Origin of the sequence: Nocardioides soli (assembly GCF_014191495.1) — a bacterium.
GTDB lineage: Bacteria > Actinomycetota > Actinomycetes > Propionibacteriales > Nocardioidaceae > Nocardioides > Nocardioides soli.
The window spans coordinates 83,633-103,704 of sequence record NZ_JACHWR010000001.1; the positions used below are offsets into that span (position 1 = coordinate 83,633).

The following is a 20,072-nucleotide window of genomic DNA, read 5'->3' on the forward strand; positions in this document are numbered from 1 at the left end:
ACCGCCAACCGACCCGGGCACCGGGACGCTCCTCCACCGGTGGTGGTGTCGAGGCTCGGGCCTGGCGGCCCTCACACCTCAACCACCGCGCCCCAACGCGGCCCAGATCCGACCATGGATCGGCGTCCAGTCCAAGAGGCGGCAACGGAGTGTGCGGGAGGAGTCGTCAAGGGCCGGAGCGGCGAACGAGAACCCTGGACGAGGAGGACGCGCACCCACCCTGGCACCGGGAGGACGCCGGCACTCGCACGCGCGGGACAGGTGGTTTCGAGACAGGCGCTAGCGCGCCTTCCTCAACCACCGTGGGGCGCGCCTTCCTCAACCACCGTGGGGCGCGCCTTCCTCAACCACCGTGGGCGCGCCTCCTCGACCACCGTCACCGCCGAGCGCGTCGACGGGGATCCGTCAGGCCGAGGGGTGGTCGCGCGCGTCGTCGACGTCCTTGGCCAGGGTGCCGAGGTAGAGCTCGATGACCTTGGGGTCGTTGGCGAGCTCGCGGCCGGTGCCGGTGTAGGCGTCACGGCCCTGGTCGAGGACGTAGCCGCGGTCGCAGATCTGCAGGCAGCGGCGGGCGTTCTGCTCCACCATCACCACGCAGACCCCGGTCTTGTTGATCCGCCGGGTGCGCAGGAAGGTCTCGTCCTGGCGCACCGGCGACAGGCCGGCCGACGGCTCGTCGAGCAGCAGCACCGAGGGCTCCATCATCAGCGCCCGGGCCATCGCGAGCGACTGGCGCTCGCCGCCCGAGAGCGCGCCGGCACTCTGGTTGCGCCGGTCGTGCAGCACCGGGAACAGGTCCCACATCGCATCGAGGCGCTCCCGCACCTTCCTCGGGCGCAGGAAGAGCCCCATCCGGAGGTTCTCCTCGATGCTCAGCGACGGGAAGACGTTGTTGGTCTGCGGCACGAAGCCGACGCCCATCTCCACCAGCTGGTTGGTGCGCAGGTTCGTGATGTCGCGGTCGCCCAGCAGCACCGAGCCGGAGTGCACCTTCACCAGGCCGAACATCGCCTTGAGCAGGGTCGACTTGCCGGCGCCGTTCGGACCGATGATGCCGATCATCTCGCCCGGGAAGGCCTGCAGGCTGCAGCCGTTGAGGATGTTCACGCCCGGCAGGTAGCCGGCGACCAGGTCGCGGGCCTCCACCACCGGCGTGCGGGTCTCGGTGGCGGTGCCACCCGTCTGCTGCTCGGTCATCGCAGTCCCTCCGCCTCTTCCTCGGCCTCGCGTTCGGCCTCCTCGGCCGCCACCTGCTCCGCGAGCTCCTCCATCGTCTCGTCGGAGAGCAGGGCGTCGTCGCCGAGGTCGGTGTCGTGGTGCGCACCGAGGTAGGCGTCGATCACGGCCTGGTCGGACATCACCGACTCGGCGGGCCCCTCGGCGACCAGGCGGCCCTCCGCCATCACCGCCACCCAGTCGGAGATATGGCGTACGACGTGCATGTCGTGCTCGACGAAGAGCACGGTCATGCCCTCGTCGCGCAGGCTCTGGATGTGGCCGAGCAGCGACTGGGTGAGCGCGGGGTTCACGCCCGCCATCGGCTCGTCGAGCATGATCATCTTCGGGTCGCTCATCAGCGCCCGCGCCATCTCGAGCAGCTTGCGCTGACCACCCGACAGGCTGCCGGCGTAGTCGTCCTTCTTCTCGTGGAGCTTGAACCGCGCGAGCAGCTCGTCGGCCTTCGCCTCGATCTCCCGCTCCTGCTTGCGCCAGGTGCCGCGGAACATCGACTTGAAGAGGTTCTCCCCCGCCTGGTCCTGGGCGCCGAGCATCATGTTCTCGATCACCGTCATAGCACTGAGCGCCTTGGTGAGCTGGAAGGTGCGCACCATGCCGGCCCGCGCCACACTCGACGCCGACGTCTTGTCGAGGGTGCGGCCGTCGAAGGCCCAGTGGGCGCCCTTGCCGGCCGAGGTCGGCTTGTCGAAGCCGGTGATCAGGTTGAAGAACGTCGTCTTGCCGGCACCGTTGGGGCCGATCAGCGCGGTGATGATCCCCCGCTGCACCTCGAGGTGCTGGACGTCGACGGCGGTCATGCCGCCGAACTGGCGCACGATGTTGTCGACGACCAGGATCGGATCGGGCTTGCCCGAGCCGGGCGTCGCCTCGAATCCGGAGACCAGCTCGCGGCGAGCGGCCGGGTCGGCGAGCCCACGCGGGGCAACGGACGGGGATGCCATCTGGTCAGACATTGAATCGGAGCTCCCTCTTGTTGCCCAGGATGCCTTGTGGTCGGAAGATCACGATCAGCATCAGCGCCACGCCGACGACGATGTAGGAGAACTGCTCGGTCTGCTGGTTGTTCATGATGCTGTCGGGCACGTACGCCGCGGCGGTGTACTTGATGCCGATGCGGGCGGCGAAGAACAGGATCGAGCCGAGCAGCGGCCCGAAGATCGTCGCGGCTCCACCGAGCAGCAGGGCCGTGTAGCAGAAGAACGTCAGCGAGCGGCCCATCGAGTCGGGCTGCACGCTGGCGGGCAGCACGTAGACGATGCCGCCGAGCGCACCGAAGAGCCCGCCGATGATCAGCGCCTGCATCTTGATGGAGAAGACGTTCTTGCCCAGGGAGCGGATCGCGTCCTCGTCCTCGCGGATGCCGCGCAGCAGGCGGCCCCACGGGCTGCGGACCAGCAGGTACACGACCAGGGTGCACAGCAGCACCAGGCCCCAGGCGATGAACCTGACCCACCAGCCGTTGACGCCGGTGCGCTGGTTGGGCACCGGGAAGAGGAAGAACAGCAGGAAGATGCCGACGATGATCAGGGCGCCCATCAGCGCGGCCTGCCCCAGGCCGGCGAACGCGTGGCCCCTCCGGAGCCGCTGGATCAGCACCACGGCGCACGCCACTACGAGGACCCACCCGATGATGCGCACCCAGGCCGCACCGTCGGCGACGTCGGTGTAGTTGAACGGCAGCAGCGTGAACTGGCCGCCGCCGAAGAAGGACAGGCTCGTGAAGGGGTCGCGGTACTGGCTGCCCGGGATGCCCTGGGCGGAGCCGGTGAAGTCGGTCAGCAACGCCGATCTGCCGACGTACCTGATGATCTCGGCGGCAGAGATCGTGACGATCGCGAGATAGTCGCCACGCAGCTTCAGGGTGGGCGCGCCGAGGATGAGGGCGAAGACGAACGCCGCGCCGAACCCGAGAGCCAGGCCGACCACCATCGGCAGGCCGTGCCAGACCGAGATCGCGAAGCCGTAGGCGCCGAGCAGCATGAACGCCGACTGACCGATGTTGATCAGTCCGGTGAAGCCGAAGTGGATGTTCAGGCCGATCACCGCGATGGCGACCGCGGCGGTCTGGGGCGAGAGTGCCTCGCGCATCATGCCGTTGAGGATGAACTGGATGGTGTCCATGGTCGTCAGTCCCTCCCTTACCCGACCCGCTGCGGCTTGCCGAGCAGACCTTGCGGTCGCACGAGCAGGAGCAGGATCAGGATCAGCATGGCGGTCGCGTACTTGAAGTCACCGGGCATGCCCAGCACCGGCGACAGCTCGACGACGAGGCCGATGATCAACGAGCCGAGGAGGGCTCCGAACGCGGTGCCGAGGCCGCCCAGGGTCACCGCCGCGAAGAGCAGCAGCAGGATCTGCATGCCCGAGTCCCACTTGATGCCGTTGGTGACCAGCGCGTAGAGGAGGCCCGAGAGACCCGCGAGGCCCATGGCGACCGTCCAGACCAGGCGGATCACCCGGTCGGTGTCGATGCCCGACGCCGACGCCAGCGCCGGATTGTCGGAGACGGCGCGGGTGGCGCGGCCGATGCGGGTGCGCAGGAGTGCGTACCCGACCGCGGCCAGGACGACGATCGAGATCCCCATGGCGACCAGCGACTGGTTGGTGATCGTGACCGGCCCGAACGTGCTGACCTCCGGGTTGGCCTGCTCGACGCGGACGGTGCGGGCCCCGACGGCGTACTGGAAGACGTACTGGAGTGCCAGCGAGAGCCCGATCGTCACGATCATCATCTGGATCAGCCCGAGCCCCCGGCGCCGCAGCGGCTGCCAGAGCACCCGATCCTGGAACCAGCCGGTGAACGAGCACACGATCACCACCAGGATGCCGCCGACCCAGAGGCTGAGGCCCTGCTGGTTGACGAAGAAGTAGCCGAGCAGCCCACCGAGGGTGACCTGCTCGGCGTGCGCGAAGTTCGAGAGGCCGGTGGTGCCGTAGATCAGCGAGAGCCCGACCGAGGCCAGCGCGAGCAGCAGGCCGAGCCGGATGCCGTTGACCGTGCTCTGCACGAGCTCGTCGACCTTGCTCGTCGAGGCGCTGTAGGCCTCGGTGCGGACGTCGAAGAGCGCCGGCTTGGTGACTCCGAACGCCGCCTGGACCGTGATCTGGTCCTCGGCGACGACCACGTCGTCGGGCAGGGACGCCTCATCGATCTTGACGACGTAGGGACCTTCCTTGTCGAGCTGGAGGTTCCACTTGCCGGTCTCGCTGGTGGTGACCTCCTGCTCGGCGCCGCTCTCGTCGGTGACCGTGAGCTTCACGTCGGCCAGCGGACCGTCCTCCGTGCGGACGGTGCCCGCGATGCAGGCGGCGTCGGGGCCCGGGAGGCAGAGCGTGTCGACGGCCTGGGCCGCCCCTGAGGACATCAGTGCGAGCAGCGGCGCGAGCAGCAGCGCGGCGATCAGCCCCGCAGCCCCTCTGGCCACCCTCCGCTCGCGGACGACGTGTTGAGACTTCAACTCGGTCCTCCCATCCAGAACCCGGCCGGGTTTCGGGCAGTCTAGGGGCCAATAATGTGGTCTGCGCCACTCTCCCGCGCCAGTCGCGCGCGTCGCAACGAGGCTTTACCAAAGCGTGATCAGGCGGAGACGTACGGCGGCGGAGCCGCCCGGCGCAGGGCTCAGCCCGCGATGCCGGGGCCGTGCGCGATGACGCCCTCGGCCACCTGCCGCATGGAGAGGCGCAGGTCCATGGCGGTCTTCTGGATCCACCGGAAGGCCTCCGGCTCGGAGAGCCGGAGCTGCTCCTGGAGCACGTTCTTGGCGCGGTCGACCGCCTTGCGGGTCTCCAGCCGCTCGGTGAGGTCGGCGACCTCGGCCTCGAGCATCGACAGCTCGGCGAAGCGGCTCATCGCCATCTCGATCGCCGGCACGAGATCGGACTGGCTGAACGGCTTCACCAGATAGGCCATCGCGCCCGCGTCACGGGCCCGCTCCACCAGGTCCCGCTGGGAGAACGCCGTCAGGATGACCACCGGCGCGATCCGCTGGCCGGCGATCTGCTCGGCCGCGGCGATGCCGTCGAGGACGGGCATCTTGACGTCGAGGATCACCAGGTCGGGGCGCAGCTCCTGGGCCAGCTCGACCGCGGTGGCACCGTCGCCCGCCTGGCCGACGACGTCGTACCCCTCTTCGGTGAGCATCTCCGCGAGGTCCATCCGGATCAGGACCTCGTCCTCGGCGATGACGACCTTCCGCGCGGGACCCTCGGGCGCCCGCGGGTCGGTCGGCTGCGTCACGGACAGCAGCGTATCCGCCCGCGGCCGGCGCCGTCAGGCCGGTCGGGTCACATCCCTGATCGGCTCGTGACGGACCGGCCCGGCGTACCGCGTGCGCAGGTAGAGCTCGACCTCCTCGCGCTCGACCCGCGTCCGGCTCAGCGTCGTCGACGCCTCCCGCGCGTTCGCCAACGCACGCTCGTTGCTCCGGCGGCCCCAGTCGCCGATCCGCGCACCGATCCCGGCGATCATGGTCATGTCGATCTCCCCGCTGCCGAGCACCCGCGAACCTCTTCGCTCGAAACTGTAGTAGACAGGTCGACTTTGGCCAAGGGCGTGGGCCGGCGGCGTTTCGGCTAAAGTTCTGGCGCTGCTGGCCCCGGTAGCCCAACGGCAGAGGCGATGGTCTCAAACACCATTCAGTGTGGGTTCGAATCCCACCCGGGGCACGGTCCCCGCCACCTGCGTGTTCCAGCAGGACCCGCGGCTCGGTGTCCATCGGTCGCGGGGGTGGACGAGCGACGGGCTGGCCACGGGCGCAGCCGGGTCGCGACGGATCACAGCCGGCTTGCGGGCCCGCGGACGGGATAGTCCGTCACGTTCTGGCTGTCGTTTCGCGCGGTCGGCCCGCCGTTCCGTGACGGACTATCCACGGGGCGGCACCCGGCGGTGCGCATTCCACCGGGACGACCGAACTCACGCCCGGACGACGAAGCTCCGTCGTCCCAGCGGGAGATTCGTCGGCCGGCCGACGAATCTCCCGCTCGGCCCCCGGGACCCCACCGCAGGGCGCCAGACGTACCACCCACGGATCAGTCAGGACAGCCGGTCGTACGGCGCCTGGATCCGACGATCCGACCCGTCACGGCACGGTCGAGAGCGGCCAGGTCTGCCCGGTCGCGCTGTCGATCAGCGCGGCGCGGGCGACCGTCAGGCCCAGCGGCAGCGTGTCGGCGACCATGGTGACCGCGGCGGCCTGGCGCGTGCCCTTGGCCCGGGTCGCGACCGAGACGTGCGGGATCCAGTGGCCCGGGCGGTAGTGCTGGTGCAGGTCCGCCCCGGCCGCCACCAGCGCCGTGGCGACGCGCTCCTGGCGGAGGGCGACCGCCGCCGGGATCGACACCGCGAGCGCGACCCGGCCGCGCGGGAACAGCACCGAGCCGTGCCCCTCGGCGAGGAAGCCGCCCCCGTCGGGCATCGCCTCGACGATCGCCCGGACCCGGTCGAGGTCCCACGCCCGCAGCACTGCGTACGACAGGTGGGGGCGGTGCCGGCGGTGCGTGTGGGTCTCGAGCGTGCGGATGCCGTGGACCTCGAGCCGGCTCCATAGGTCCCGGACCAGGCGCTCGGACCGGCCGTCGAAGAGGAGGCAGACCGCGAGCGCCATGCCTTCAGTGTCGCCCAGTGTCGCCCAGTGTCGCCCAGCGTCGGCGCCGGGACGGCGCCTCAGCGCGTGGGGCGGCGGTACGCCGGGGCGACCTCGTTGATGGCGTCGCCCATCCGGTGGATCCGCAGTGCATTCGTCGAGCCCGGGATGCCCGGCGGGCTGCCGGCGATGATCACGACCAGGTCGCCCTCGGTCACCCGGCCGATCTGGAGCAGCTGCTCATCGACCTGGCGGACCATCTCGTCGGTGTGCTCGACGGGCTGGGTCTTGAAGGTCTCGACGCCCCAGGTCAGGGCCAGCTGCGACCGGACGGCCGGCAGCGGCGTGAAGGCGAGGACCGGGATCGGGCCGCGCAGCCGCGACATCCGCTTCGCGGAGTCGCCGCTCTGCGTGAAGGCCACGACGTACTTGGCGCCGACCCGCTCCGCGACCTCCTCGGCGGCCTTGGCGATCACGCCGCTCTTGGTGTGGGGGTCCCAGTCGATCGCGGCGACGCCGAAGCGGTCGCTGTCCTGGAGCGCATGGGCCTCGGTCGCCGTGATGATGCGCGCCATCGTCTCGACGGTGTGCACGGGGTACTCCCCCACGCTGGTCTCGCCGGACAGCATCACCGCGTCGGCGCCGTCGAGCACGGCGTTGGCGACGTCGGAGGCCTCGGCACGCGTCGGCGCGGGGTTGCCGATCATCGACTCGAGCATCTGGGTCGCGACGATGACCGGCTTGGCGTTGAGGCGGGCCTTCTCGATGATCCGCTTCTGCAGGAACGGCACGTCCTCCAGCGGGCACTCGACGCCGAGGTCGCCGCGGGCGACCATGAACCCGTCGAACGCAGCGATCACCTCGTCGAGGTTCTCGATCGCCTGCGGCTTCTCGATCTTCGCGATGACGGGGATGCGCACGCCCTCCTCGTCCATGATCTTGCGGACGTCCTCGGCGTCCTTGGCGTCGCGGACGAAGCTCAGCGCGATGAAGTCGACCGTCAGGCGCAGCGCGAAGCGCAGGTCCGCGATGTCCTTCTCCGACAGCGCCGGCACCGAGACCGCGACACCGGGGAGGTTGATGCCCTTGTTGTTCGAGACCTTGCCGCCGACCAGCACCTCGGTGTGCACGTCGGTGCCGTCGACCACCTTCGTGACCCGCAGCCGGATCTTGCCGTCGTCGATGAGGATCGGGTCGCCGACCTGCACGTCGCCGGGCAGTCCCTTGTACGTCGTGCCGCACGCCTGGTCGTCGCCCGGCACGTCGCGGGTGGTGATCACCCACTCCTGGCCGCGGTGCAGCACGACCGGCCCGTTCTCGAACGTCTCGAGCCGGATCTTCGGGCCCTGGAGGTCGGCGAAGATGCCCACCCCGTGACCGCTGGCGTCGGAGGCCTCGCGCACCAGGCGGTACGCCTCGGCGTGGTCCTCGTGGGACCCATGGCTCATGTTCAGCCGGGCCACGTCCATCCCGGCGTACACGAGCTCCCGGATCCGTCGCGGCGACGAGGTCGCCGGGCCGAGGGTGCACACGATCTTGGCTCTACGCACGTACCTCACCCTAGCGACTTTGACCTTCCGAAGACCAAACCTCCAGGGCGCTGGGTCGCAGAACCGCCGGTTCACGTGCGTGTGAGCGGGGCCGGGCCGGCTTGCCAGGGGGCGGATCGCGTGTCTCTTCGTTTCCCCGGGCGCCCGGGGAAACGAAGAGACACGCCGGGCCCGGGCAGGGGCGGTCAGGGCAAGCGACGGCGACACGCCGGAGGTTGTCGGCGTGTCGTCGTCGCTTTCCCTGACCACCCCCGGCAGCTCGACCGGCCGACGGCCCGCGCAGACCCAGACCCCACCAGACCCAGATCCCACCAGACCCAGACATGAGGTTCAGACCGGCACTGCCCGAACGACCCCGAGCAGGTGGTCAAACGACCGAGCTCACACCACCAGCGGGCGCTCGGTGGGGGCGATCGGGGCGGGGAGCGTGGTCGAGCCGGTGAGGAACCGGTCGACGGCCGCCGCGGCCGCACGCCCCTCGGCGATCGCCCACACGATGAGCGACTGGCCCCGGCCCGCGTCGCCGGCGACGAAGACACCCGGCTCCGAGGACTGGTACGTCGCGTCGCGCTTGACGTTGCCGCGCTCGTCGAGGTCCACGCCGAGCTGCTCGACGAGGCCCGGCCGCTCAGGACCGAGGAAGCCCATCGCGAAGAGCACCAGGTCGGCCCGGATCTCCCGCTCGGAGCCCTCGACCTCGGTCAGCCTGCCGCCCTCGAACACGACCTCGACCAGGCGCAGCGCCCGCACGTTGCCGTGCTCGTCGCCGAGGAACTCCTTGGTCGAGACGCCGTACACGCGGTCACCCGCCTCCTCGTGCGCCGAGGAGACCCGGAAGATCATCGGGTAGGTGGGCCACGGCTGGCCCGCAGGGCGGGACGCCGGCGGCTCGGCCAGGATCTCGAGCTGCGTGATCGACGCCGCGCCCTGACGGGTCGACGTGCCGAGGCAGTCGGCACCGGTGTCGCCACCGCCGATGATCACGACGTGCTTGTCGGTCGCCAGGATCTGGCCGTCGACCTCCTCGCCCAGCGCGACCCGGTTGGCCTGCGGCAGGAACTCCATCGCCTGGTGGATGCCGGCGAGCTCGCGCCCGGGCACCGGCAGGTCGCGGGGCTCGGTGGCACCCATGGCGAGCACGACGGCGTCGTACCTCTCCCTGAGCCGGTCGGCGGTGAGCTGCTCGCCACCGACGTCGACGCCGGCCCGGAAGACGGTGCCCTCACGGCGCATCTGCTCGAGGCGCTTGTCGAGGTGCTTCTTCTCCATCTTGAACTCGGGGATGCCGTAGCGCAGCAGGCCGCCGATCTTGTCCGCCCGTTCGTAGACCGCGACCGTGTGGCCGGCTCGGGTCAGCTGCTGGGCGGCGGCGAGGCCGGCCGGGCCCGAGCCCACGACCGCGACGGTGCGACCCGAGAGCCACTCCGGCGGCTGGGGCCGGACCAGGCCGGACTCCCATGCCTTGTCGATGATCGAGACCTCGACGTTCTTGATCGTCACCGGATCCTGGTTGATGCCCAGCACGCAGGCGGTCTCGCAGGGGGCCGGGCAGAGGCGGCCGGTGAACTCGGGGAAGTTGTTGGTCGCGTGCAGGCGCTCGATCGCGCCCTCCCAGTCGTTGCGCCAGACCAGGTCGTTCCACTCGGGGATGATGTTCCCGAGCGGGCAGCCCTGGTGGCAGAACGGGATGCCGCAGTCCATGCAGCGGCCCGCCTGCTCGGTGATGATCGGGAGCAGGGCCCGCCCGGCGCTGCCGGGGTAGACCTCCTGCCAGTCCCGCACTCGCTCCTCGACCGGCCGTCGCTCGGCGACCTGACGGCCGCTCTTGAGGAATCCACGTGGATCAGCCATGCCGAGCTCCCCCCTTCATGCCTTCGCTTCGCTCATCCATGAAGCACCTCCATGATCCGGGCGGCGGCCTCGTCCTCGTCGAGGCCCTCCTCGAGGGCCTCGGCGCGCGCCTCGAGCACGCGCTTGTAGTCGCTGGGCATCACCTCGGTGAACCTGCCGAGCGAGGTCGCCCAGTCGGCGAGCAACGCCTCGGCCACGGTCGAGCCGGTCTCCTCGAGGTGCCGGCGGACGAGCTCCTCGAGCTCCTCGGCGGCGGCACCCGTGACGGAGCCGAGGTCGACCAGCTCGGGGTTGACCCGCCCGGGGGCCAGGTCGAGCACCCAGGCGACCCCGCCGGACATGCCGGCCGCGAAGTTGCGTCCGGTGGGGCCGAGGACGACGACCCGGCCCCCCGTCATGTACTCGCAGCCGTGGTCGCCGACGCCCTCGGTCACCGCCCGCGCGCCGGAGTTGCGCACGCAGAACCGCTCGCCGACGCCGCCGCGGATGAACAGCTCACCCGAGGTGGCGCCGTACGCGATCACGTTGCCGGCGATGATCTGCTCGGCGGCGTCGAACGTCGCGGCCCGGTCGGGCCGGACGACGATCCGGCCGCCCGACAGGCCCTTGCCGACGTAGTCGTTGGCGTCGCCCTCGAGCCGCAGCGTCATACCCCGCGGGACGAACGCGCCGAAGGACTGTCCGGCCGATCCGGTGAAGGTGATGTCGATGGTGCCGTCGGGCAGCCCGGCCCCGCCGTACTTCTTGGTCACCTCGTGGCCGAGGATCGTGCCGACGGTGCGGTTGACGTTGCGGATCCGGACCTGGGCGCGCACCGGCTCGCCGTGCTCGATCGCGGCCCGGGCCAACGGCACCAGCTCGGTGACGTCGAGCGACTTCGCCAGGCCGTGGTCCTGTGCCTTGGTGCGGAACAGGTCCTGTGCGGGGAACGCCGAGCGGTCGGGCTGGTGCAGCACCGGGGTCAGGTCGAGCCCGGCCGCCTTCCAGTGGTCGACCGCGGGCTTCACGTCGAGGCTGCCCACCTGGCCGATCGCCTCCTCGAGCGAGCGGAAGCCGAGCTCGGCGAGCAGCTCGCGGACCTCCTGCGCGATGAACTCGAAGAAGTTCACGACGAACTCGGGCCGGCCGGAGAAGCGCTCGCGGAGCACCGGATTCTGCGTCGCGACCCCCACGGGGCAGGTGTCGAGGTGGCAGACCCGCATCATGATGCAGCCGGAGACCACCAGCGGCGCCGACGCGAAGCCGTACTCCTCGGCGCCCAGCAGCGCCGCGATCACGACGTCGCGACCGGTCTTGAGCTGGCCGTCGGTCTGGACGACGATCCGGTCCCGCAGGCCGTTGAGCAGCAGGGTCTGCTGGGTCTCGGCGAGGCCGAGCTCCCAGGGACCGCCCGCGTGCTTGAGCGACGTGAGCGGTGCGGCACCGGTGCCACCGTCGTGGCCGGAGATCAGCACCACGTCGGCGTGCGCCTTGGAGACACCGGCCGCGACGGTGCCGACGCCGACCTCGGAGACCAGCTTCACGTGCACGCGGGCCTGCGGGTTGGCGTTCTTGAGGTCGTGGATCAGCTGCGCCAGGTCCTCGATCGAGTAGATGTCGTGGTGCGGCGGCGGTGAGATGAGTCCCACGCCAGGGGTGGAGTGCCTCGTCTTGGCCACCCAGGGGTAGACCTTGTTGCCGGGCAGCTGGCCGCCCTCGCCGGGCTTGGCACCCTGCGCCATCTTGATCTGGATGTCGTCGGCGTTCGTCAGATACTCCGACGTGACGCCGAACCGGCCCGACGCGACCTGCTTGATCGAGCTGCGCCGCTCCGGGTCGTAGAGCCGCTCGGGGTCCTCGCCGCCCTCGCCGGTGTTGGACTTCGCGCCCAGCCGGTTCATCGCGATCGCGAGGGTCTCGTGCGCCTCCCGGCTGATCGAGCCGTAGGACATCGCGCCGGTCGAGAACCGCTTGACGATCTCGGACACCGGCTCGACCTCGTCGATCGGCACCGGCCCGCGGCCGGTCGCCACGGCGTCCTTGAACCGGAACAGGCCGCGCATCGTCATCAACCGCTCGGACTGCTCGTCGACGCGGGCCGTGTACTGCTTGAAGATGTCGTAGCGGCCGGTGCGGGTGGAGTGCTGCAGCCGGAAGACCGTCTCGGGGTCGAACAGGTGCGGCTCGCCCTCGCGGCGCCACTGGTACTCCCCGCCGATCTCGAGCTCGCGGTGCGCCGGCGAGATGCCGCCGCGCGGGTACGCCGTGGCGTGCCGGCGCGCGACCTCCTCGGCGATCGTGTCGAGCCCGATGCCGCCGAGCTTGGAGGTGGTGCCCGTGAAGTAGCGGTCAACGACCGCCTGCGACAGGCCGACCGCCTCGAAGATCTGGGCGCCGGTGTACGACGCGACCGTCGAGACGCCCATCTTCGACATCACCTTGAGCACGCCCTTGCCGAGCGCCTTGACCAGGTTCTTGACCGCCTGCTCGGGCTCGTTGGTGACGTAGTAGCCCTGACGCGCGAGGTCCTCGACCGACTCCATCGCGAGGTACGGGTTGACCGCGGCCGCGCCGTACCCCACCAGCAGGGCGACGTGGTGCACCTCGCGGACGTCGCCGGCCTCGACCAGCAGCCCGACCTGGGTGCGGGTCTTCTCCCGGACCAGGTGGTGGTGGACCGCGCCGGTGAGCAGCAGCGACGGGATCGGCGCGCGCTCGGCCGTCGAGTGCCGGTCGGAGAGCACGATGACCCGGGCGCCGTCGGCGATCGCCGCCGACACCTCCTGGCAGATCTCCTCGATGCGCTGCGCCATCGCCGCGCCGCCGCCCTCGACCGGGTAGAGGCCGCGGGCCACGTGGGTGATGAAGCCCGGCATGTCGCCGTCGCGGTTGATGTGCCGGATCTTGGCCAGGTCGTCGTTGGAGATCACCGGGAACGGCAGCACGACCATCCGGCAGGACGCGGGCGCGGGCTCGAGCAGGTTGGCCTCCGGGCCGATGGTGCCGGCCAGGGAGGTGACCAGCTCCTCCCGGATCGCGTCGAGCGGCGGGTTGGTCACCTGGGCGAAGAGCTGGGTGAAGTAGTCGAACAGCAGCCGCGGCTTCTCGCTCAGCGCGGCGAGCGGCGTGTCGGTGCCCATCGACCCGATCGGCTCGGCGCCGGTGCCGGCCATCGGCGTGAGCAGCACCCGCAGCTCCTCCTCGGTGTAGCCGAAGACCTGCTGACGCCGGGTGACCGACGCGTGGGTGTGCACGATGTGCTCACGGTCCGGCACGTCGTCGAGGTGGATCAGACCGGCGTGCAGCCACTCGTCGTACGGGTGCTCCGTGGCGAGCTCGGCCTTGATCTCCTCGTCCTCGATGATCCGGTGCTCGTCGGTGTCGACCAGGAACATCCGGCCCGGCTGGAGGCGGCCCTTGCGGACCACCTTCTCCGGGGCGATGTCGAGCACGCCGACCTCGGAGGCGAGCACGACGAGACCGTCGTCGGTCACCCAGTAGCGTGACGGGCGCAGGCCGTTGCGGTCGAGCACCGCGCCGATCTGCGAGCCGTCGGTGAACACCACGCAGGCCGGGCCGTCCCAGGGCTCCATCACCGTGGAGTGGAACTCGTAGAAGGAGCGGCGCGCCGCGTCCATCTCGCCGCCCTGATCCGGTCCAGCGTTCTCCCATGCCTCGGGAACCATCATCAGCACCGCGTGGGGCAGCGAGCGACCACCCATGTGCAGCAGCTCGAGCACCTCGTCGAACGACGCGGAGTCCGAGGCCCCGGGGGTGCAGATCGGGAACAGCCGGTCCAGGTCTCCCGGGATCACGTCGGAGGCGAGCAGCGCCTCACGCGCCCGCATCCAGTTGCGGTTGCCCATCACCGTGTTGATCTCGCCGTTGTGGGCGATGAACCGGAAGGGATGCGCCAGCGGCCAGCTCGGGAACGTGTTGGTCGAGAACCGCGAGTGCACCACGGCCAGTGCCGAGGTGACCCGTTCGTCGAGCAGGTCCGGGAAGAACCTGTCGAGCTGGTCGGTGGTGAGCATGCCCTTGTAGACCAGGGTCCGCGAGGACAGCGACGGGAAGTAGACGTCGGTCTCGCGCTCGGCCCGCTTGCGCAGGCAGAAGGCCAGCCGCTCGAGCGCCATGCCGGTGACGCGGGAGCCCGCGCCGGCCACGAACAGCTGCTGGAAGGCCGGCATCACCCCGAGCGCCATCCCGCCGAGCCCGGCGGGATCGGTCGGGACCTCGCGCCAGCCGAGCACGCTCAGGCCCTCCTCGGCGGCGAGCTCCTCGATGCGGTTGCGGGTCTTGGCGATCTGCTCGGCGTCGCCGGACAGGAACGCCGTGCCCACGGCGTACGCGTGCTGTGCGGGGAGCTCGAAGCCCGCCTCCCGCGCGACCGCGCGCAGGAAGGCGTCGGGGACCTGGAGCAGGATGCCGGCACCGTCGCCGGTGTTGGGCTCGGCGCCGGCGGCGCCGCGGTGATCGAGGTTGCGCAGGGCCTGGATGCCCTGCTTCACGATCTCGTGGGTGGCCTCACCCGTGAGGGTCGCCACGAACGCGACGCCGCAGGCGTCCTTCTCGTGGCGGGGGTCGTAGAGCCCTTGAGCTTGCGGGCCGCGCCAGTGCGCGGGCCGGGGCAAGGATGGGGGCGGCGGGAATGCATGCGAGTACGGCACGGGCATTCTCCCGTCGTCGTCTGCGCCCGCGTGGACTCCACGACGCTGTCGAGGCCTCCGCCGGCGGTGTGATCAGTCCTGGTGGACCCGGTTCGAACTAGGCACGGGACGACATTGGCCCAAGCGGAGGGAAAAGACTAGCACCGGATGTGGCGCGATTCGTCCAACGGCGGACGGCTTCAGCCGCTCAGCGGGATGCGGGGTCGTCGGCCTCGCCGGGCTCCGAGGTCCCGTCCGCGGCGGACGACGCCTCCGAGGCGGACGACTCGTGCCGGGCCAGGGCCGCGTCGGTGTAGACCTGCTTCTCGCGGCCGGGCCGGCGGCGGGTGCTGACGACGAACCAGACCAGGGCGGCGACGAAGAGCACCAGCGAGGTCCACACGTTGAACCGCAGCCCGCCGACGTCGTCGAGCTCGACGTTGTCGATGCGCAGCATCTCAATCCAGCCGCGACCGATCGTGTAGACCATGATGTAGAGCGCCACCACCCGACCGTGGCCGAGCCGGAACCGGCGGTCCGCCCACACCAGCAGCGCGAAGCCCGCGAGGCACCACAGGCTCTCGTAGAGGAACGTCGGGTGGAAGGTCGTGCCGGGCTCGTAGCCGGCCCGGATCGCGACGTCGTCGCTGACCTCCAGCCCCCATGGCAGGTCGGTGGGCTTGCCGAAGAGCTCCTGGTTGAACCAGTTGCCCCAGCGGCCGATCGCCTGCGCGACCAGCACGCCGGGCGCCATCGCGTCGAGCACCGGCAGCAGCCTGATGCCCTTGCGCTTCGCGGCGATCACCGCACCGAGCGCGCCGAGCCCGATCGCACCCCACACGCCGAGTCCGCCGCGCCACACGTAGAGCGCCTCGATGGGGTTCGCCCCGGAGCCGAAGTAGAGGTCCTGGTCGGTGAGCACGTGGTAGAGCCGGCCACCGACCAGCCCGAACGGCACCGCCCAGATCGCGATGTCCTGGATGTCGCCCGCCCGGCCGCCGCGGGCCACCCAGCGCTTCTCGCCGATCCAGATGGCGGCGACGATGCCGAGGATGATCGCGAGCGCGTAGCCGCGGATCGGCAGCGGCCCGAGGTGCCAGACACCGGACGACGGGCTCGGGATCGAGAGCGCGGCGGCGAGCACGGTCATGGTGTCCTCAGTTCAGGAGCGTGTGGATGTCGGCGGCGAAGTCGGCGGACGACGTCGCCTCGCTCCAGTAGATCGTGCCCTCGTCGTCGGCGTCGACGCCGGTGATCGTGGTGCCGTGGGTGACGTCATAGCCGCCCGAGGGCAGCCGCTCGCCCTGGGTGACGCCGACGCCCATCGGCTTGGCGACGGCCACGATCGTGTCGAGCTCACCCGTGAGGCCGACGAACGCCGGGTCGAAGTGCTCGAGGTAGCGCTTCAGCACGTCCTCGGTGTCGCGGGCCGGGTCGGTCGTCACGAACACCACGTCGACGCGGTCCCGGTCCTTCTCGTCGAGCCGCGTCATCGCCGTCGCGAGGTTGGACATCACCGTCTGGCAGATGTCCGGGCAGTGCGTGTAGCCGTAGAACACCAGCGTGAGCGGCTTGTCGGTGTCGTCGGTGAGTGAGTACGGCTGGCCTGCGGTGTCGGTCAGCGGGGTCGAGGAGACCTCGAACGGCGGGTCGAGCACGGTGCCGCTGAGCCCGCCATCGTCGTCGTCGCCGCCACCACAGGCGGCGAGTGGGAGGAGGAGAGCGGTCAGGGCGGCGGCCAAGCGGACGGGGCGGGACCGGCTACGCACGTCGCACTCCCCTGGCCAGGTCCTCGGTCAGCCGGGCCAGGGCCCGCAGCCCCTCACCCGGCTCGTCGGGGTGGTCGAGAAGGGTGCGGACGAACGCCGAGCCGACGATCACCCCGTCGGCGCCGATCCCGTCCTTGGCGGCGATCTCGGCCGCCTGGGCGCCGTTGCTGACCCCGAGGCCGACGCCCACCGGCAGGTCGATGCCCTGCTGCGCGATCGCGGCCTTGGTGCGCGCGACCAGCGGGCCGGCCAGGTCGGAGGTGGACGTGCGGGTGCCGGTGACGCCCATGACCGCGGTGGCGTAGACGAACCCGCGACAGGCGGCCGTCGTCATCGCGATCCGCTCGTCGGTGGAGCTCGGCGCGACGAGGTAGACCTTGTCGAGGTCGTGCTCGTCGGCGGCCCGACTCCACGACGGGTCGGCGTCCGGCGTGATGTCCGGCGTGATCAGGCCCGCGCCGCCCGCGCTGGCGAGGTCGCGGGCGAACCGCTCCACGCCGTACTTCTCCACCGGGTTCCAGTAGGTCATCACCAGGGTGGGCGTGCCGGTGGCGGCGACCGCCTCGACCGTGCGCAGCACGTCCTTGGTGCGCACGCCGCGGTCGAGCGCCTGCTGCGCGGCGGCCTGGATGGTCGGGCCGTCCATGACCGGGTCGCTGTAGGGCAGCCCGATCTCGATCACGTCGCAACCGGCGTCGACCAGCGTGCGCATCGCCTCGATGCCACCCGCGACGTCGGGGAAGCCGGCGGGCAGGTAGCCCACCAGAGCGGCGCGGCCCTCGGTTTTCGCCTTCGCGAAGGCGATGCTGCTGCTCACGCCCGTCCCTCCGTCTCGTCGGGCGCACCGAGCTGGCTGTGCTCGTCGCCGCCGGCCTCGGCTTCGCCGAGCCGGAAGTACTCCAGCGCCGTGCCCATGTCCTTGTCGCCGCGCCCGGAGAGGTTGACCAGGATCGTCTGGCCGGGCCGCTCCTCGGCCAGCCGCAGCGCACCGGCCAGTGCATGGGCCGACTCGACGGCCGGGATGATGCCCTCGGTGCGCGACAGCAGCGCCATCGCGTCCATCGCCTCGGCATCGGTCACCGGGAGGTACGTCGCGCGCCCCACGTCGGCGAGGTGGGCGTGCTGCGGGCCGACCCCGGGGTAGTCGAGTCCGGCCGAGATCGAGTGCGACTCGATGGTCTGGCCGTCCTCGTCCTGGAGCACGAACGTGCGGGCGCCGTGGAGCACCCCGCGGTCGCCGGCGTAGATGGTCGCCGCGTGCCGACCCGTGTCGAAGCCGTCGCCGCCGGCCTCGAAGCCGTAGACGTCGACGTCCGCGTCGTCGAGGAACGCGGTGAACAGCCCGATCGCGTTGGAGCCACCGCCGACGCAGGCCGCGATCGCGTCGGGCAGCACGCCGTACTGCTCCAGGCACTGGGCGCGCGCCTCGTCGCCGATGCCCCGGCAGAACTCGCGGACCAGGCTCGGGAAGGGGTGCGGGCCGGCGGCGGTGCCGAAGAGGTACGCCGTGTGGTCGACGCTCGCGACCCAGTCGCGCAGTGCCTCGTTGATCGCGTCCTTGAGCGTGGCGCTGCCGGAGTCGACCGCGACGACCTTGGCGCCGAGCAGGTTCATCCGGGCGACGTTGAGCGCTTGCCGCTTGGTGTCGACCGAGCCCATGTAGACCGTGCAGTCGAGACCGAAGTACGCCGCGGCGGTCGCGCTCGCGACACCGTGCTGGCCGGCGCCGGTCTCGGCGATCACGCGGGTCTTGCCCATCCGCTTGGTGAGCAGCGCCTGGCCGAGCACGTTGCGGATCTTGTGTGCGCCGGTGTGGTTGAGGTCCTCGCGCTTGAGCAGGACCCGGGCACCGACGCGCTCGCTGAGCCGCTCGGCGTGGTAGAGCGGGCTCGGGACGCCGGCGTACTCGCGCAGGATCCGCTCGAAGTCCGCCGTGAACGACGGGTCGGCCATCGCCTCGTGCCACGCCACCGTCAGCTCGTCCAGCGCGGCGACCAGGGCCTCGGGCATGAACCGCCCGCCGAACCCGGACTCGGCGCCCCCGAACCACCCGTGCTCGTCGGCGTCGAAGCCCGCGAGGTGGGCCGTCATGCAGTCACTCCTGTCATCTCGGCGACCGCGGCCTGCGGGTCGCCGTCCTTCACCAGTGCCTCGCCGACGAGCACCGCGCGGGCACCCTCGGACACGAAGCGCTTCACGTCCACGGGGCCGAAGATGCCGCTCTCGGCGACCTTGACCCGATCGTCGGGCACCAGCGGCGCGAGCCGCCCGAAGGTGTCGGCGTGGATCTCGAGCGTCTTGAGGTTGCGGGCGTTGACGCCGACCAGCTCCGCACCGAGGTCGACCGCGCGTGCGGTCTCGGCCTCGTCGTGCACCTCGACCAGCACGGTCAGCCCGAGCTCGCGGGCGTCGTCGTGGAGCCGGCGCAGGGTGTCGTCGTCGAGCGCCGCGACGATGAGCAGCGCGAGGTCGGCGCCGGCGGCGCGCGCCTCGACCAGCTGGTAGGTCGTGACGATGAAGTCCTTGCGCAGGATCGGGACGTCCACCGCGGCCCGGACCGCGCGCAGGTCGTCGAGGCTGCCCCCGAACCTGCGCTGCTCGGTGAGCACGCTGATCGCGGCGGCCCCGCCCGCGGCGTACCGCTGGGCGAGCTCGGACGGGTCCGGGATGTCCGCGAGCGCGCCCTTGCTGGGGCTGCGCCGCTTGACCTCGGCGATCACGCTCGAGCCGGGCGCGCGGAAGTGCGGCATCGGGTCGCGCGGCGGGTCGACGTCGGCGAGCGCGGCCCGCAGGTCGGCGAGGCTGGTGCGGGACTCCCGCTCGGCGAGGTCGATGCGCACCCCGGCGACGATGTCGTCGAGCACGGACATGCTGGTCTCTCCCACCGGACTGGCCACGGACTGCGGACGGACCCCAGTCTCCCACGCGACATGAAGCACCCGAGCGTGGGTAGTGTCCGCTGAACACGGACCCGACAGACGGACGGGGCCGACCAGAGAGGAACCCCCGTGAGCTACTCCGACCCGCCGCCCCCGCCGCCGCAGTACGGCGCGCCGCAGCCGCCGATGGGCGGCATGCCCCCGAAGACCTCGGGCATGGCGGTCACCTCGCTGGTGCTCGGCATCATCGGCGCCATCCCCTGCTTCTGGGGCTGCCTGATCTTCTCGATCCTCGGCATCGTGTTCGGCCAGCTGGGCAAGAAGGACATCCGCGAGTCCGCGGGCGCCAAGAAGGGCGACGGCCTCGCGCAGTGGGGCTTCATCCTCGGCATCATCGGCGTCGCGCTGGGTGCCGTCTACTGGATCCTGGTCGCGACCGGGGTCATCGACATCACCTACGACACCAGCGCCTGACGGTCGTCGGTGAGACGTACGTGACTCGGGTCCGGCCACGCGGCCGGGCCCGGGTCGCGTCCGCTCGGCACGAGCGGTCGGGCAGACCGTCGGTCGGTCG

16 protein-coding genes and 1 tRNA gene are annotated in these 20,072 nt (G+C 70.9%); 2 read left to right on the forward strand and 15 right to left on the reverse strand.

Annotated features, from left to right (window positions below; genetic code table 11):
• Positions 1-405: 405 nt before the first annotated feature.
• The 6 genes from FHU40_RS00395 to FHU40_RS00420 form a co-directional block, all read right to left on the reverse strand.
• On the reverse strand, positions 406-1,197 hold the full coding sequence (locus FHU40_RS00395) for an ABC transporter ATP-binding protein (RefSeq protein WP_183590328.1): 792 nt from the start codon (positions 1,195-1,197) through the stop codon (positions 406-408).
• Positions 1,194-2,180 carry an ABC transporter ATP-binding protein gene (locus FHU40_RS00400; RefSeq protein WP_183590329.1) on the reverse strand — a complete coding sequence of 329 codons (987 nt, stop codon included), beginning with the start codon at positions 2,178-2,180 and terminating at the stop codon, positions 1,194-1,196. Before FHU40_RS00400 ends, FHU40_RS00395 begins: the two co-directional genes overlap by 4 nt.
• 4 nt (positions 2,181-2,184) lie before the next feature.
• Positions 2,185-3,360 (reverse strand): branched-chain amino acid ABC transporter permease, encoded by a 1,176-nt coding sequence (locus FHU40_RS00405; protein ID WP_183590330.1) that lies wholly within the window; start codon positions 3,358-3,360, stop codon positions 2,185-2,187.
• Positions 3,361-3,377: 17 nt separating this feature from the next.
• A complete protein-coding gene (locus tag FHU40_RS00410; protein WP_215527242.1) occupies positions 3,378-4,664 on the reverse strand; it encodes a branched-chain amino acid ABC transporter permease in 1,287 nt (428 codons plus the stop codon).
• Between the two features lie 194 nt (positions 4,665-4,858).
• On the reverse strand, positions 4,859-5,476 hold the full coding sequence (locus FHU40_RS00415; protein WP_183590331.1) for an ANTAR domain-containing response regulator: 618 nt from the start codon (positions 5,474-5,476) through the stop codon (positions 4,859-4,861).
• 33 nt (positions 5,477-5,509) lie between these two features.
• The gene (locus FHU40_RS00420; RefSeq protein WP_183590332.1) at positions 5,510-5,737 is read right to left on the reverse strand and encodes a hypothetical protein; all 228 of its coding nucleotides are present in this window, start codon (positions 5,735-5,737) and stop codon (positions 5,510-5,512) included.
• 94 nt (positions 5,738-5,831) lie between these two features.
• Between FHU40_RS00420 and FHU40_RS00425 the strand changes: the two genes are divergently transcribed.
• Positions 5,832-5,904 (forward strand) — tRNA-Leu (locus tag FHU40_RS00425).
• 413 nt (positions 5,905-6,317) lie between these two features.
• Here the strand turns inward: FHU40_RS00425 and FHU40_RS00430 are convergent.
• The 9 genes from FHU40_RS00430 to trpC all read right to left on the reverse strand — a co-directional run bounded on the left by FHU40_RS00430 (position 6,318) and on the right by trpC (position 19,489).
• Positions 6,318-6,842, reverse strand: a complete 525-nt coding sequence (locus FHU40_RS00430) for a 2'-5' RNA ligase family protein (RefSeq protein WP_183590333.1) — start codon at positions 6,840-6,842, stop codon at positions 6,318-6,320.
• A 59-nt stretch (positions 6,843-6,901) separates the two neighbouring features.
• Positions 6,902-8,371, reverse strand: coding sequence for a pyruvate kinase (gene pyk, locus FHU40_RS00435; protein WP_183590334.1), 1,470 nt, complete (start codon positions 8,369-8,371; stop codon positions 6,902-6,904).
• A 381-nt stretch (positions 8,372-8,752) separates the two neighbouring features.
• Positions 8,753-10,222 (reverse strand): glutamate synthase subunit beta, encoded by a 1,470-nt coding sequence (locus tag FHU40_RS00440; RefSeq protein ID WP_183590335.1) that lies wholly within the window; start codon positions 10,220-10,222, stop codon positions 8,753-8,755.
• Positions 10,223-10,254: 32 nt separating this feature from the next.
• Positions 10,255-14,871 carry a glutamate synthase large subunit gene (gene gltB / locus FHU40_RS00445; RefSeq protein ID WP_425490143.1) on the reverse strand — a complete coding sequence of 1,539 codons (4,617 nt, stop codon included), beginning with the start codon at positions 14,869-14,871 and terminating at the stop codon, positions 10,255-10,257.
• A gap of 187 nt (positions 14,872-15,058) precedes the next feature.
• The gene (gene lgt, locus FHU40_RS00450; protein ID WP_183590337.1) at positions 15,059-16,000 is read right to left on the reverse strand and encodes a prolipoprotein diacylglyceryl transferase; all 942 of its coding nucleotides are present in this window, start codon (positions 15,998-16,000) and stop codon (positions 15,059-15,061) included.
• 7 nt (positions 16,001-16,007) lie between these two features.
• Positions 16,008-16,619 carry an SCO family protein gene (locus FHU40_RS00455; protein ID WP_183590338.1) on the reverse strand — a complete coding sequence of 204 codons (612 nt, stop codon included), beginning with the start codon at positions 16,617-16,619 and terminating at the stop codon, positions 16,008-16,010.
• Complete coding sequence (trpA, locus tag FHU40_RS00460) at positions 16,612-17,436, reverse strand: tryptophan synthase subunit alpha (RefSeq protein WP_183590339.1); 825 nt, start codon at positions 17,434-17,436, stop codon at positions 16,612-16,614. The genes FHU40_RS00455 and trpA overlap by 8 nt, the downstream gene beginning before the upstream one ends.
• Positions 17,433-18,710: a tryptophan synthase subunit beta gene (gene trpB, locus FHU40_RS00465; protein ID WP_183590340.1), complete on the reverse strand. Its 1,278-nt coding sequence runs from the start codon at positions 18,708-18,710 to the stop codon at positions 17,433-17,435. Before trpB ends, trpA begins: the two co-directional genes overlap by 4 nt.
• Positions 18,707-19,489 (reverse strand): indole-3-glycerol phosphate synthase TrpC, encoded by a 783-nt coding sequence (gene trpC / locus FHU40_RS00470; RefSeq protein ID WP_183590341.1) that lies wholly within the window; start codon positions 19,487-19,489, stop codon positions 18,707-18,709. The genes trpB and trpC overlap by 4 nt, the downstream gene beginning before the upstream one ends.
• Before the next feature lie 138 nt (positions 19,490-19,627).
• Here trpC and FHU40_RS00475 point away from each other — a divergent pair, with 138 nt between their 5' ends.
• A complete protein-coding gene (locus tag FHU40_RS00475) occupies positions 19,628-19,972 on the forward strand; it encodes a DUF4190 domain-containing protein (RefSeq protein ID WP_183590342.1) in 345 nt (114 codons plus the stop codon).
• Positions 19,973-20,072 lie beyond the last annotated feature (100 nt).